Consider the following 14,530-nt stretch of genomic DNA (forward strand, 5'->3'; position numbering starts at 1 on the left):
GTGACACGCGCTTTTGGATCGGACGCGTGAAATCTGTATTATTTTTAAGATCCGGATTGCACCCGGCTCCCGCATACGTCACCTTTACGATCAAATGAAACACAACACCATTCCTTCCCCCGCTGGTCTCATGCTTATGAGCCTTGGTCTTTGCGCCGCTGTTGTTCCGTTACGGGCAACACAAGCCGCAGCTCCTCCCGCCAGTTGCGCTGTAATTACGCACGGCTCCGCGCAGGACAGTGCGCATGGCGTGACGTATGAGAACGTCGTTGTGCGCACACCTGATGGTAGCAGCGGACTGACGGCCGGCAAGATGACCTTTACCGGCAGCTCGGCCGATGCCGCGCATGATCAGGCTGATGCCGCCTCTCTGCTCCTGATGTCCGCCATCACCGGCCGCCATAACGCCGCGTGCTCAGACTGGCTAGCCGAGCAGGGTCAGGCCGCCGCAGCAACCCTGAAAGCTGGCGGTGGGTATGACATCACATGGAACAATGCGGTTCTGACACATGGCACCAACCGCGTGTCCAGCAGCACCGCACATTTCAAGGTCGAAGGCAGCACCTCCGCCCATACCAGCGCCGCAACACTGGCCCTGTCCGGCCTAAGCTATCAGGGCATTAGTAATGAAGCCCTGCTCCCCTCCGCTGCTGATGCTGCGTTCTCGCTCCCTGCGTCAGAACTGCCGGCGCTGATGGCAGCCATTGGGGGCCGCTCCACCGCGGCTCCCGCAGTCCATGTCACCATTTCCAGCTTTAATGCGACGCGCGATACCGTGCATATGACAGGGAATGGCACTGCTACCCTTACGGGGAATGTCAATGCCACCACGGCCTCCGGCCATCTGGAAGTCAGCAATCTGGAAGCGCTGATTGAAAAGGCGCGGACCGCCAAACAGATGAAACTGGCCGCAGGCCTCGTGCTGGCTCGACTGGTTAGCCACACCCAGAATGATGCCAATGTCTGGAACACCATCTGGCAAGGGGGTGTGCTGACGGTGAACGGCTTCCCGCTCCCGCTTCACTAACCTCTGAGGCACAAACCAAAAAAAAGCGGGCTGCCTGAGCAGTCCGCTTTTTTTATATGGTCTGGCAGGCATGTTGTCTGGCCCGCACGACCGGCCCGGACACAGCGCGCGCAAGCCCTCTGCATAAAAAATCAGGCGACTTCTGCCGGGACTTTCTTTGTCATCTTAACCAGATCCCGCAGCACACGACGGGCCAGATCAATACGCTGCGCATTGGTCAACTCCCGCACAACTGCCATCTTGTGGTCAGGACGCAGACGGACAGCACCATCTTTCCAGCGGCCCATCCACTGCACCAGCCCTGCGGGGTTTTTGAAGCTGTTATTGCGGAACTGGAGAACCATACCCTTCGGTCCGGCTTCCAGACGCTCGACACCAGCAGCGCGACACAGTCTTTTCAGATCAACGATATCCAGCAGATTCTTCACCTCCGGCGGCAGCGTGCCAAAGCGGTCCACCAGTTCGGCTTCCATGGCTTCCAGCTCAGCATCGGACGCCAGACCGCTGATGCGGCGATACAGACCAAGGCGTACAGGCAGATCCGGCACATAGGCATCCGGGATCAGCACAGGCAGGCCAACAATGATGTTGGGCGTCCAGTCCCGATCTTCCGCACGGCGACGGCTGGTTTCATTACGGAGGTCGGCCACCGCATCTTCCAGCATCTGCTGATAGAGCTCGATCCCCACTTCCCGCACATGGCCGGATTGCTGATCCCCCAGCAGATTGCCTGCCCCACGCAGGTCCAGATCGTGCGAGGCCAGCGTAAAGCCTGCCCCCAGCGTATCCAGCGTCTGCATAACTTCCAGCCGCTTTTCAGCGGAGGTGGAGAGGGCATGCGTTTGCGGCCAGGTCAGATAAGCATAGCCCCGCTGCTTGCCACGCCCTACACGCCCACGCAGCTGATAGAGCTGCCCGAGGCCAAACATATCAGCCCGGTGGATAATCAGCGTATTCACAGCCGGCATATCCAGCCCGCTCTCCACAATGTTGGTGGAAAGCAGGATGTCATATTTCCCGTCCGAGAACTCCGTCATCACCCGTTCAAGTTCCGTTGGCGTCAGGCGACCATGCGCCTGCACCACCTTGGCGTCCGGCACGATGGAGCTCAGCCGCTCCGCCAGACGGTCCAGATCTTCAATACGGGGTGCCACACAGAAAATCTGACCGCCGCGGAAGCGTTCACGCTGAATAGCCTCCCGAATCACGACGCTATCAAACGGCATGATGAAGGTACGCACAGCCAGTCGGTCGGTTGGTGGTGTTGCAATCAGGCTCATCTCCCGCACGCCGGAAAGCGAGAGTTGCAGGGTGCGCGGCAGAGGTGTGGCTGACAGTGTGAGCACATGCACGTCTTCGCGCAGCGCTTTCAGCTTTTCCTTATGACCCACACCAAAATGCTGTTCTTCATCAATAATCAGCAGATCAAGCGAGGCAAACTGCACCGTTTTGGCCAGCAGAGCGTGCGTGCCGATCACGATATTAACGGACCCATCCGCAAGACCTTTGCGCACGGCGGTTGCTTCCTTGCCCGTCACCATCCGGGACAGCTGAGCAACCTTGATGGGAAAGCCTTCAAAACGCGCGGCAAAGGTGCGGTAGTGCTGGCGCGCCAGCAGCGTGGTCGGCACGACAACGGCCACCTGCCCGCCGGACATGGCAGCGACAAAGGCCGCACGCAGCGCGACCTCCGTCTTTCCAAAACCCACATCGCCACACACAAGCCGGTCCATCGGACGGCCTGAACCCATATCATCCAGCACATCGGCAATGGCGCGGGACTGGTCATCCGTTTCCACAAACGGGAAGCGGGCACAGAACTCGTCCCACATCCCCTCCGCCGGAGCGAGAACCGGTGCCTCCTTCAAAGCACGGGCAGCGGCGGTGCGAATCAGCTCTCCGGCCATATCGCGGATGCGCTGCTTCATCTTGGCCTTACGGCCCTGCCAGGCAACACCACCCAGCTTGTCCAGCGGTACACCGGCCTGATCTGAGCCAAAGCGGCTCAGTAGTTCGATATTTTCAACCGGAAGATAGAGCTTCTCGCCGCCATCATAGAGCAGACGCAGGCAGTCATGCGGGGCCACGCCGACGCTAACCGTCTCAAGCCCGTCATACCGGCCAATCCCGTAATCCTGATGAACCACCAGATCGCCAGAGGAAATTTCTCCGGCCTCGGCAATCAGTTCATCCGCGCGACGCCGACGGCGTGGGGGCCGACCAATACGTTCGCCCAGCAAATCCTGCTCGGAGACAAAAGCCAGATCATCCGCAACAAAGCCACGTTCCAGTCCCAGTGTCAGCAGACCAACGGAACCCGGTTTGGCTTTGCGGGCGGAGGCCCAGTCCTCATAACTCTGGGTGGCAACGCCGTGTTCACGCAGCAGCGTGCCAATGCGCTCACGCGAGCCTTTGGTCCATGCCGTCACATACGTCTTGCGCTTAACCTGCCCCCAGTCCCGCACCTGCTCACCCAGCAGTGTGAAAACCTGCTCACGCTGGGCACCGGGGACAATTTTGGCAAACATCTTGCCCGGGCGGCCGCCAACATCCATGCCCGCAGCACCATCAGGCTTGGCATAGGGACTAAACGCCACAACAGGCAGACGGATGAGAATCGCCTCCCAGCCTTTAGAATCCAGATACAGCAGATGCGGCGGCAGAGCGCGGTATGGCGTTTCCCCTTCCCGCGCGGGCTGACGGCGGGCCTGATAATGATCGGCGATCATTTCCAGACGGTTTCTCAGCACGTCCTCGACCTGATAATCCAACGAGACGGAAACATTCGGCAGATAGTCGAACACTGTTTCCAGCCGTTCATGGAACAGCGGCAGCCAGTGCTCAATGCCCGGATAACGACGGCCATCGGAAATATGCTCATAGAGCGGGTCAGAAGCCGCAGCGGGGCCAAAAACATCGCGCCAGCCCGTGCGGAAGCGGGAGATGCTGGCGGCGTCAAGTGAGAATTCAGACACAGGTCGCAGGGTCAGTGCATCCTGTTTGGACGTGGACCGCTGGGAACCGGGATCAAAAGCCCGGATATTTTCGACTTCATCGCCAAACAGATCCAGCCGGACAGGTTCAGCCGCCCCTGCGGGGAACAGGTCAAAAATACCACCACGCGAGGCAAATTCGCCCGCTTCCATCACCGTATCGGTGCGGGTGTAGCCATTGGCAATCAGCAGTTCGATCAGAAAAGCCTGATCGAGGCTTTCCCCCTGTTTGACCGTAAGAGACTGACCTTCAAACGTAGAGCGCGGAGAAACACGCTGCACGGCGGCGGAAACAGTCGTCAGCACCAGACGCGGGCGACCGTCAGACGGTTCCAGCAGGCGCGTCAGGGTCGCAACGCGTTCCGCTACAATCGCCGGGTTGGGAGAAACACGGTCATACGGCAGGCAGTCCCATGCCGGGAAACGCAGGGTTTCCACATCCTCCGCCACATAGGCCAGTATGTCTGCCAGCCGTGCTGTGGAGGCATCATCCCGCGCAATATGCAGGACGGGCCCTTTATGTTCTCTGGCCCTTTTGGCCAGCAAAAGCGCATCATACCCTTCAGGCACGCCCCAGATGGGCGCAATACGGCCCTCAGCGCTCGTCTCTTCCGTCATCCGGCTATCCCAACTCCTTTTGCGCGACACGCATCAACCATCCGGCGTAACATGGGGGTCTCCCGCTCTGGCGGCAATGGCAGACGGCCAAACAGCCAGTCCGTCAGGTCCGGGTCGGGGATTTCCAGAATGGCTTCCATGTCCGTCAGCTCCGCCGCGTTCATGGTGCCGACGTTCTTTTCCACAAAGCCGCCAATCAGGGCATCCGTCTCAAACGTGCCGCGATGCGAGGCGCGAAAACGCAGGCGACGACGCCGAGAGGCCAGAGCCTCCTCAGAATCCTGTTCGGGCGGAAGAGTGGTCGTTGAATTGTGTTGCATGGCGCTGGTGTCCTATAGCCTTGGCGTTCTCTTCTGTCAGCCTGCCAAACAGAGGCCTCTGTCGCGCCAGTGTCCAGCCCCCCGCCTATCACATCCGCTTCGGCGCCCGGTCCGTTTGACCGCTCCAGCCTGTCCGGCATGCTGGCACCGCTGGACTCACTGCCGGGTGTCAGCACAGCGCGGGCAAAGCTGCTGAGCCGCATTGCGGGTGGCTCGCGCGTTCTGGACCTGCTGTTCTGCCTGCCAGAAAGCGTGGTGGACCGCCGCCTGCGCCCCACTCTGGCGCAACTCAGGCCAGACACAATCGCAACCATTTCCGGCACCGTGCAGGATATCCGCGCACCCGCCCCGCGCACCCGTCAGCCATGGCGGGTGACGCTGGCTGATGGCACAGGTCAGCTCGAACTCGCTTTTTTCTCCAAATGGCAGGCAGAAAAAGTGGTGCTGGGCGAATCCATTGCAGCCTCTGGCAAGGTCGAGCGGTTTGGTGAACGCCTGTGCATGACATCACCGGACTATCTGCTCCCGGCGCGCTCGGCAGATCGCATTCCCGGTCTTGACCCGGTCTGGCCGCTCACGGCGGGGCTGTTTGCTGGCAATGTCCGCTCGGCCATGACAGCCGCCCTCACCCGCCTGCCCGCCACGCTGCCGGAATGGCATGAAGCTGCCCTCATTAAAAAGAAAGGCTGGCCGGATTTCCTCACCGCGCTGACCTGGATGCATTTCCCCGACCGCATTCCCGGCAGTGAAGCCGGGGACGCCTGGCGGGCGCAGCAAACACGGGCTCAGGCCCGGCTGGCCTGTGATGAATTGCTGGCTGACCAGCTTGCCACCCGCATTGCCCTGCACGCCTCCCGCGCCCGCCCGGGCCGCAGTCTGCGGGGTGACGGGCACTTACAACGACAGGCACTGGCAGCCTTTGGCCATACGCCAACCCCCGGCCAGAAAAAGGCTCTGGCTGAAATTGAAGCCGACATGGCCGCCCCCTACCGCATGAGCCGCCTTCTGCAAGGCGATGTGGGGGCGGGCAAAACGCTGGTCGCCTTGCTGGCCATGCTACGTGCCGTCGAGGCGGGCACCCAAGGGGCGCTGATGGCCCCCACGGAAATTCTGGCCCGCCAGCATGCCGCCACCTTTGCACGCCTTTCTCCCGTGCCCGTCGCGTTCCTCTCCAGTTCCGTCAAAGGCAAAGCCCGCAAGAAAGCCTTGCAGGAGATAGAAGACGGCACCGCACGGCTGGTGATCGGCACGCACGCGCTGGTGCAGGAGACCGTAAAATTTGCGGATCTGGGGTTGGCGGTGATTGATGAACAGCATCGGTTTGGGGTGGAACAACGCCTGACGCTGGTGGAAAAAGGCCCAGCCACAGACATGCTGGTCATGACGGCAACCCCCATCCCCCGCACCCTGCTGATTACCCGCTTTGGGGACATGCAGATCAGCCGTCTGGACGGCAAACCGGCGGGCCGCAAGCCCGTGCGGACCTCGCTACACACCATCAGTGTGATGGATGAAGTCATTGAAGGGTTGGCCCGCGCTCTGACCAAAGGCGCACAGATCTTCTGGGTTTGCCCGCTCGTCTCGGAAAGTGAGGCGCTGGATATTGCCGCAGCGGAAGCCCGGCAGGCGGCCCTTCTGGAACGGTTTGGCGAGGTCGTCGGGCTGGCGCATGGGCGGCAGGACGCCAATGTGCGGGAAGAAGCCCTTCAGGAGTTCGCGCAGGGCAAAACCCGCATACTGGTTGCCACCACCGTGATTGAAGTGGGTGTGGACGTCCCAACAGCAACCATCATGGTGATCGAACATGCGGAGCGCTTCGGGCTGGCCCAGCTCCATCAGCTTCGCGGGCGTGTGGGCCGGGGTTCAGCAGCATCCTATTGCCTGATGCTGCATGATGAAGGGCTGGGCCTGACCGCACGCCGCAGGCTGACCTGCCTGCGGGAGACGGAAGATGGGTTTCTGATTGCCGACGAGGACTTCCGCCTGCGTGGCGGTGGGGACATGACAGGCCGCCGCCAGTCCGGCCTGCCGGAATACCGGATGGCCCCGGAAATTCTGGTGGATATGCTGCTTGAGACCGCCCATGCAGAGGCAGAAAAACTCCTGCCCGACACCGCGCCGCTGACCGCCGCACCGCCCCTTCCGCTAGCAGCAAAAATTCTGCTGCTTTTGTTTAATAAAACTGACGCAGCCCGCATTTTTGCCGGGGGCTAAAGAGCGGGGATTACGGCTGATCGCCGCCAACAACAGCGGCAAAACGACCGGGCGTTATACCCACATGCGTTTTAAAAACCTCAATGAAGCTGCTCACCGTCTCATAGCCAAGGTCGAACGCAACGGTCGTCACAGGCCGCCCCTCCGTGAGCCATTCAATAGCCTGCAGGACACGAGCGCGCGCTTGCCAGACCCTAAAGGAAAATCCGGTTTGCGCTTTATACCACCGGCTGAACGTCCGTTCTGAAAGAGATGCCTGCGCGGCATAGGCCCTCAGGCTCTCGCGGGCTGAAGGATTTTTCACAACAGCCTCCGCCACGGCCAGTAAGCGGGAATCAGACGGCATGGGCAGATAGAATTCTTCGCGGGGGCTGTTGGCAATCTCATCAAGAATGACCTGCGCAATATGCGTCTGCTGCGCTGTCAGATGCTCAGCGACCGGCCACAGAGCAGCCCGCAAAACAGCTTCCCTCAGCAAGGGGGAGGTTGAGAGGAGTTGTGGTCTATCCGGTAAGGCCCGACATGCGGACTGCGCAATATAGACGCTCCACCCATGAAATGGCCCATAGGACCGAAACTCATGGGCCAGATACGGCGGCACCCACACGGCACTGGCAGGCGGCACGGCCCAGCGTCCTGCTGACGTGCTGAGCATTGAAAGGCCGGTCATCGTGCCAATCAGTTGACCCCGTGCATGCTGGTGCGCCGCAGTCTCCCGCGCACTTCGCCCCTGCGCAGACTGTGCAATGAGAAGGGGATGATCCCTGCTCAGGATATCCAAAGGGAGAAATGGATCGGAAATGGCAGCTAACCCGTATTGATTGGCGTAATCCCATTAACAGGCCATCACACGGATCAGGCAAGACAGGATCTCCATCCCATCAGCAGGAGACCCAAATGGCCGCCCCCGCTTCCGAGCAGATTATTCGCCAGATGTTTACAACTTTTACGGATTTCAGTACCAGTCTGGATCAGCTGAAAGCTTTCCTGACATCTGATTACCAACAGATTGTGGATGGTCGCACACTGACACGGGATGACTTCCTCACGCATGCCCAGGCCTTGCGGGAAGCCCTTCAGTCCCTCGAGATTACGATCGAGCGGATCATCTGTCAGGAGGATATGGCGGCGACTGTGCATGTCGCCCGTGCGACACGCCCCTCCGGCCATATCAGTACAATCAGGGTGATTGCGTTCTTTCAACTCAGGGAAGGACGTATAGCACTGGTCGATGAACTCACGCATGTTCTTGAAGGCAACGGTGAGGATAAGACCCTCGGCTCCCTCCAGTAAACACGACTTTGCTCCGGCACCGACCGGAGCAAAACGCGCAAGCCTTTATTTTACTGAAAGCTCAACGTCGTGCAGGCATGCTTTATCATTCTCTCCCGGATGGCCCTCATGGAAGGGTTCATCCGTCAGCATCACGTTGCTTAGGTCCGCAAGCCGCAGGCAGGCCCACTTGCCTGTGGGTTTGACCTCTTTCTCGTGGGAATCTTCCCCACGATAGATCAGAACCCGTTCTTCTCCATCCCCTTTACCCAGAGCGTGAGGCGAGCCAAATGCGGGCTTGCCCTGAAAAGAAAAGCTCACGGCTTTTTTCTGTTGAATGGCGTCGCTAAGCTGCTTTTTAACCGTCATCTGCAGTAATTCCTTTGTAAAAATACTTTGCCTGCGGACAGGCAGCGCTTGTCAGATCAGAGGAGTTCTCAGGCAGAAAGTATCTTCTTTCCCAGAGCAATAATTTCGTTCTCTTCCAGACCTTCCGGATTATGGCGGGCCTTCCTGGCGGCTTCCTTTTCAAACTCGGAAGCGTGTTCCCCGCCCTTCAGCACATGGTCTGCAAGCTGAATGATTTCTGCTTTTGTCAGGAGTTTGGGAGAATGCGTCGCTTTACGAGCCAGATCATGCAGAGAGCTGGAAGTATGCGGTGCTTTATCGTGAGGCATGATGATTTCCTTAAGTCGTCTACTTCTAACAAAGGTAGGAACGAATAAGGAAATCTCAATGTTATAACAGATATTTACTTACAAGATATATACTGAAAACTTAGCGTTTTCTTTAAGAAATCAAGAAATATAGAGGACCACCCTTTTACGGCGCAGCCTCCCCGGCCTCCGCCAGCCACGCCTTCACCTGCCCTTCCGGGTCCGCATGCTGTGTGAAGTCGGACACAGCGGCGACACTGTCTGCGCCAGCCTCCAGACACGGCCGCAGGCGTTCCAGCGTAATTCCGCCAATAGCTACCAGTGGCAGATCACCAATCAGGTTTTTCCACTCTGTCAGGCGCTCTGTGCCCTGGGGGCCAAACGGCATTTTCTTCAGGCGGGTGGGCCAGATGGGGCCAAGGGCCACATAGTCCGGCTTGCAGGCCAGTGCTCTGGTCAGTTCTTCATGGCTATGCGTGCTGATCCCCAGCCGGATACCGGCCTTGCGAATGGCCTCGAGGTCCGCTGTATCCAGATCTTCCTGCCCGAGATGAAGGTAATCAATCCCCTCCGCCACAGCGATCTGCCAGTAGTCATTCAGCACCAGACAGACGCCATGCTTCTTTGCAAAGGCATGGGCTGCACGAATTTCCGCCAGCAGTTCGTCTTCCGGAAGGTCCTTGATACGCAGCTGGATAAAGCGCGCGCCTGCACTCCCCAGCCGGTCCACCCAGAGCGCGGTATCAACAACAGGATAAATTTTCTGCGGGAGGGATATCATGCCAGCATGGCCTTTCCGACGACGGGGGTTGAAGGAACAGCCATATCGCGCTCTTCCATAGGGTCAGCCTGACGGGCCAGCATTCCGGCCTGCACGGCAAAACGGAACGCTTCAGCCATCACAGCAGGCTCTCCGGCTTTGGCCACAGCGGTGTTAATCAGAACGGCGTCATACCCCAGCTCAAGCGCCTGTGCGGCATGAGAGGGCACACCGATGCCCGCATCCACAACGAGCGGGACATCGGGGAAATGTGCCCGCAGAGCGCGCAGACCGAAGACATTGTTCAGCCCTTTGCCTGAGCCGATGGGCGCGCCCCACGGCATCAGCACTTCACACCCCACAGCCAGCAGACGGTCCGCCACCACCAAATCTTCGGTGGTGTATGGAAAAACCTTAAAGCCATCGTCCGTCAGAATGCGCGCGGCTTCCACAAGCCCGAACACGTCCGGCTGGAGCGTATCCAGCTCCCCGATCACTTCCAGCTTGACCCAGTCCGTGCCGAACACTTCGCGCGCCATATGGGCGGTCGTGACGGCTTCCTTAACGGTGTGGCACCCCGCCGTGTTCGGCAGAACGGGCACACCAAGTTCCTGAATCAGATCCCAGAACGCCTGCCCGGCCCGTTCACCAGCGGATTCACGCCGTAGAGAGACCGTCACAACGCCCGGCTGAGCAGCTCTGACCGCATCGCGCAGAATATCAGGGGATGGATACTGGGCCGTGCCGAGCATGAGCGGAGAAGACAGAACTGTGCCGTAAAAAGATTTGGTCATGAGGCCTCAGCCTCCCTGCATGGGAGCAACAATTTCAACCCGCGCACCATCCCGCAAGACGGTCCGGGCACGGTAAGGGACTGGCACAAAGCTGCCATCCATGGCTGTGGCAATCCGCGCACCGCCGTAGCCGAGCTCATCAATCAGGGCTGCCAGCGTTTTGGCTGAGACCTCATGAACCTCGTCATTGACCACGATCTGCATGTGGGCGTTCTCCCTTAAACCTTTGCTGCCGGACTTAAGCACGATTTCCCTCCGGGGCAATCGCGTTCAGGCGGCCTTGTCCGACGCTCCAAAAATCATGTTCGCCGCTTCCTGCGCCCGCGCGGGGGAAAGCAGAAACCCGTGGCGATACATGCCGTTCACGTAAATATGCTGCCCGGACCGCACGACGGTCGGCATGTTGTCCGGATAGGACGGCCGTAACCCGGTGCCCATTTCCAGAATTTCTGCCTCGGCAAAACCCGGATGCAGCGTCCAGACGGCATTCAGCAGTTCAGTCATGGAGCGCACCGTCATCCCGCCAGCGTTTTCGCTTTCAATCATGGTGGCCCCGACCATGAAGACATGGTCAGCCCGCGGCACAATGTAAATGGGAATACGAGGGTGCAGCATGCGTACCGGGCGATGGAGCGCCACATCCGGGCAACGCAGCAGGATCATCTCGCCCCGCACACCCCGCAAGGTATTGAGTGTGGTGCGGGCATTCAGGCCGGTGCAGTCCACCACCCAGTCAAATTCAGCCTCATCCGGTTTCTGCGCGCCTTCCAGCAGCACGGTGCCGCCCATGGCTTCCAGGCTTTTCCGCAGGGCGACCAGCGCCTTGCGCGGGTCCACATGCCCTTCATCGGCAAAAAAGAGCGCTTTATGGAAACGGCCTGCCAGATCCGGCTCCAGCAGAGCAATGTCTTCCGTGCCGAGTGTGTGAAAATGCGAAGTGCGCCGCCCAAACCGGGCGATTTCCCCCACATCCCGCGGGGGAGCCAGAACCAGACTGCCAGCCCGCACGACATCGGGCACATGAGTAGCCCACCACTCCACCGAATCAACAGACTGTGCCGTTACCTCGGCGGGGGCCGATTCCGCCTCACACCACGGGGCCAGCATGCCACCAGCCATCCATGATGCCCCGGCACCAACGCGCCCACCCCGATCATAAAGCGTCACCTGCCCGCCACGCTCGGCCAGCGTGACAGAGGCCGTCATACCGGCGACACCGGCTCCTTTGACCAGAATGCGCGGAGTGCTGTGCATGGTCTTCAAATCCTTCCACGTCCATCAGGCTACTCAGCCGGATTTCCATGTTATAACAACAAAATAGCAGGAAACACTAGAAGAGGCGGGCCACCAGCACCACCAGCAGGCAGCACTCCGTAATAGCCGTTACAATCCACCGCAGGCCCATATAGCCACTCGGCAAAGCGCCTCTGCGCCATCCCTGCCGCTCCAGCAAGGCGAACAGCGGCACCGCTACCGCCAGAATCGCAACGCCCGCCACGGGCATCCACGCAAATGCCGTATAGGCAGCCACCCAGCCCACAAAAGCAGGCACCACCCCCAGCACAAGCCGGATGATATCCGTGCGGTCTGCCCCGCTGGTCACAATTGCCGGCGCAGGTTCAAGCGCCAGCCCCCAGTGCACCGCCCCGAAAAAGGCGAGAGACACCGCGCAGTAAGACACAAACGCCATCATCAGATTGGGGATGGGCACCCCGGAGGCAAAAAACACAATCCCGCACGCACAGAAAATCAGAGGCAGAAGCCCCGCGATTGCCAGCACCACAGCGACAAATGGAAGTCTCTTCATGAGCTTTGGATGTGCCTCCTCTGCACGCTTTCAGGCCTTCAACTGGTTGACAGAAAAGCCCAACAGGCTGCCACTAGCAACTGCAGGGAAACGCGCGCAGCCGTGTTTCGTTGAAGCAAAAAGAAAAACAACACATCTCGGCCAGCCCAAATCGCCTGAGCCTGAAACGGGAATGAAAAATTATGAGTGCCATTGTCGATATCATCGCGCGTGAAATTCTGGACAGCCGCGGAAACCCGACAGTTGAAGTGGATGTTGAACTGGCCTCAGGCGCAAAAGGGCGGGCTGCCGTGCCGTCTGGCGCTTCCACCGGCGCTCATGAAGCCGTTGAACTGCGCGACAAGGACCCCAAGCGCTTTGGCGGCAAGGGTGTTTTGCAGGCCATTGAAAATATTGAAAATGAAATCCTGCCGACTCTGCAGGGGGCCGAATCGTCTGACCAGATTGATATCGACAATGCGATGATTGATCTGGACGGCACCCCCAACAAGAGCCGCATGGGTGCCAACGCGATTCTGGGTGTGTCTCTGGCCATCGCCAAAGCCACGGCTGCCGAGTTGCATGTGCCGCTGTATCGCTACATTGGCGGAGTATTTGCCCACACCCTGCCCGTGCCGATGATGAATATCGTCAATGGCGGTGAACATGCCGACAACCCGATTGATATTCAGGAATTCATGATCCAGCCGGTGGGTGCGCCGACGGAATCCGATGCCATTCGCTGGGGTGCGGAAATTTTCGCACACCTTAAGAAAGACCTTCAGGCTGCTGGCCACAACACCAACGTAGGCGATGAAGGTGGTTTTGCCCCGGCCCTGAAATCGGCTGATGAAGCTCTGGGCTTTATTACCCGCGCTGTGGAATCCGCAGGCTACCGCCCCGGCGAGGACGTGACCTTCGCGCTGGATTGCGCCTCCACCGAATTCTTCCGGGATGGCAAATACATCATGAAGGGTGAAGGCAAGACGTTTGATTCGGGCGAGATGGTCAGCTGGCTGGCAGACCTGACAAACCGTTACCCCATTGCCTCCATTGAAGACGGTCTGGCGGAAGATGACTGGGAAGGCTGGGCTCTGCTGACGGAAACACTCGGCAAGAAAATTCAGCTGGTTGGCGATGATCTGTTCGTCACCAATCCCGAGCGCCTGCGTCGTGGCATCAAGGCCGGCGTCGGCAATTCCATTCTGGTGAAGGTCAATCAGATCGGCACCCTGACGGAAACGCTGGAAGCCATCGAAGTCGCTCATAAGGCAGGCTACACCGCAGTCATGAGCCATCGTTCCGGTGAGACTGAAGATTCCACCATTGCGGACCTGGCTGTTGCCACCAACTGCGGGCAGATCAAAACGGGTTCCCTGTCCCGGTCTGACAGAACTGCAAAATACAACCAGCTCATTCGCATTGAGCAGGAACTGGCCACCGCAGCGCAGTATGCTGGCCGCACCATTCTGAAGTCCTGAGCGACAGGCCTGCCTCTGCAGGCCCGAGCCATTCAGAGCCGTGTTCTTCGGAGCACGGCTTTTTTTTATGCCCTTCCCGGCCCGAGGTCTCTTCCTGTGCAGATATTCATGGTTTAGACATAAAGATCTGATCAGAATGTCATTTTCCGGGACAGAGGGACGTTAAAATCGTGCAAATCGGCCGCTTTATCAGACGTGCAGTGCGCGCCATTGTTCCGCCCACCGTTTTTCTGGGCATTGCGGTCTATTTTGGCTGGAACGCCACGCAGGGTGACCACGGCATGAAGGCCTATCAGAGCCAGCTTGTGCTGCTTGATCAGGCCAAACAGGCGCAGCAGGACGCCACGGCAGAGCAGATCGCCTGGCGGCGGCGCGTAAACGGCCTGCGGGAGCAGTCTCTGGATAACGACACGCTGGATGAACGTGCCCGCGCCATGCTCAATCTGGCCGACACGAACGATATCGTCGTGCCGTATGACCGGCATGACCCGCTTTACTGAACGCCGTAAGCGCTAACCTCCCGGACATCCAGCAGACCGAAACGCACTATAGCCCTCGCTCGGCACTGTGGCCTGTCACGCTCAAACCCCGCAGATCCGTCTGGCGGGG

15 protein-coding genes are annotated in these 14,530 nt (G+C 59.3%); 5 read left to right on the forward strand and 10 right to left on the reverse strand.

Features of this window, described 5'->3' with window-relative positions; all coding sequences use genetic code 11:
* The first annotated feature begins 136 nt into the window (after positions 1-136).
* Positions 137-1,027: a hypothetical protein gene (locus AD930_RS15665; RefSeq protein ID WP_061507157.1), complete on the forward strand. Its 891-nt coding sequence runs from the start codon at positions 137-139 to the stop codon at positions 1,025-1,027.
* A 131-nt stretch (positions 1,028-1,158) separates the two neighbouring features.
* Here the strand turns inward: AD930_RS15665 and mfd are convergent, their stop codons facing one another.
* Both mfd and AD930_RS15675 read right to left on the reverse strand, forming a co-directional pair.
* Complete coding sequence (mfd, locus tag AD930_RS15670) at positions 1,159-4,638, reverse strand: transcription-repair coupling factor (protein ID WP_061507012.1); 3,480 nt, start codon at positions 4,636-4,638, stop codon at positions 1,159-1,161.
* Positions 4,635-4,958: an FAD assembly factor SdhE gene (locus AD930_RS15675; protein WP_061507013.1), complete on the reverse strand. Its 324-nt coding sequence runs from the start codon at positions 4,956-4,958 to the stop codon at positions 4,635-4,637. Before AD930_RS15675 ends, mfd begins: the two co-directional genes overlap by 4 nt.
* 69 nt (positions 4,959-5,027) lie before the next feature.
* Between AD930_RS15675 and recG the strand changes: the two genes are divergently transcribed.
* Positions 5,028-7,172, forward strand: a complete 2,145-nt coding sequence (gene recG, locus AD930_RS15680; RefSeq protein ID WP_082781950.1) for an ATP-dependent DNA helicase RecG — start codon at positions 5,028-5,030, stop codon at positions 7,170-7,172.
* A 10-nt stretch (positions 7,173-7,182) separates the two neighbouring features.
* On the opposite strand, the gene AD930_RS15685 is transcribed toward recG, so the two are convergent.
* Positions 7,183-7,953 (reverse strand): AraC family transcriptional regulator, encoded by a 771-nt coding sequence (locus AD930_RS15685; protein ID WP_208598622.1) that lies wholly within the window; start codon positions 7,951-7,953, stop codon positions 7,183-7,185.
* 116 nt (positions 7,954-8,069) lie between these two features.
* On the opposite strand from AD930_RS15685, the gene AD930_RS15690 reads away from it, so the two are divergent.
* A complete protein-coding gene (locus AD930_RS15690) occupies positions 8,070-8,465 on the forward strand; it encodes a nuclear transport factor 2 family protein (protein ID WP_061507014.1) in 396 nt (131 codons plus the stop codon).
* Between the two features lie 45 nt (positions 8,466-8,510).
* On the opposite strand, the gene AD930_RS15695 is transcribed toward AD930_RS15690, so the two are convergent.
* The 7 genes from AD930_RS15695 to AD930_RS15725 all read right to left on the reverse strand — a co-directional run bounded on the left by AD930_RS15695 (position 8,511) and on the right by AD930_RS15725 (position 12,461).
* Complete coding sequence (locus tag AD930_RS15695) at positions 8,511-8,813, reverse strand: hypothetical protein (RefSeq protein ID WP_061507015.1); 303 nt, start codon at positions 8,811-8,813, stop codon at positions 8,511-8,513.
* Between the two features lie 68 nt (positions 8,814-8,881).
* On the reverse strand, positions 8,882-9,121 hold the full coding sequence (locus tag AD930_RS15700) for a hypothetical protein (RefSeq protein ID WP_061507016.1): 240 nt from the start codon (positions 9,119-9,121) through the stop codon (positions 8,882-8,884).
* 145 nt (positions 9,122-9,266) lie between these two features.
* The gene (locus tag AD930_RS15705; protein ID WP_061507017.1) at positions 9,267-9,881 is read right to left on the reverse strand and encodes a thiamine phosphate synthase; all 615 of its coding nucleotides are present in this window, start codon (positions 9,879-9,881) and stop codon (positions 9,267-9,269) included.
* On the reverse strand, positions 9,878-10,654 hold the full coding sequence (locus AD930_RS15710; protein WP_061503254.1) for a thiazole synthase: 777 nt from the start codon (positions 10,652-10,654) through the stop codon (positions 9,878-9,880). Before AD930_RS15710 ends, AD930_RS15705 begins: the two co-directional genes overlap by 4 nt.
* 6 nt (positions 10,655-10,660) lie before the next feature.
* Positions 10,661-10,858: a sulfur carrier protein ThiS gene (thiS, locus tag AD930_RS15715; RefSeq protein WP_043552480.1), complete on the reverse strand. Its 198-nt coding sequence runs from the start codon at positions 10,856-10,858 to the stop codon at positions 10,661-10,663.
* A gap of 66 nt (positions 10,859-10,924) precedes the next feature.
* Positions 10,925-11,908, reverse strand: coding sequence for an FAD-dependent oxidoreductase (locus AD930_RS15720; protein WP_061507018.1), 984 nt, complete (start codon positions 11,906-11,908; stop codon positions 10,925-10,927).
* Between the two features lie 76 nt (positions 11,909-11,984).
* On the reverse strand, positions 11,985-12,461 hold the full coding sequence (locus tag AD930_RS15725; RefSeq protein ID WP_061507019.1) for a DUF3429 domain-containing protein: 477 nt from the start codon (positions 12,459-12,461) through the stop codon (positions 11,985-11,987).
* A 182-nt stretch (positions 12,462-12,643) separates the two neighbouring features.
* Here AD930_RS15725 and eno point away from each other — a divergent pair, with 182 nt between their 5' ends.
* A complete protein-coding gene (gene eno, locus AD930_RS15730; protein WP_043552476.1) occupies positions 12,644-13,921 on the forward strand; it encodes a phosphopyruvate hydratase in 1,278 nt (425 codons plus the stop codon).
* A gap of 170 nt (positions 13,922-14,091) precedes the next feature.
* Entirely contained in the window at positions 14,092-14,421 is a 330-nt protein-coding gene (locus AD930_RS15735) for an FtsB family cell division protein (RefSeq protein ID WP_043552474.1), read from the forward strand.
* The last annotated feature ends 109 nt before the right edge of the window (positions 14,422-14,530 follow it).

This window comes from Acetobacter malorum, from assembly GCF_001580615.1.
GTDB classification, from domain to species: Bacteria; Pseudomonadota; Alphaproteobacteria; order Acetobacterales; family Acetobacteraceae; genus Acetobacter; species Acetobacter malorum.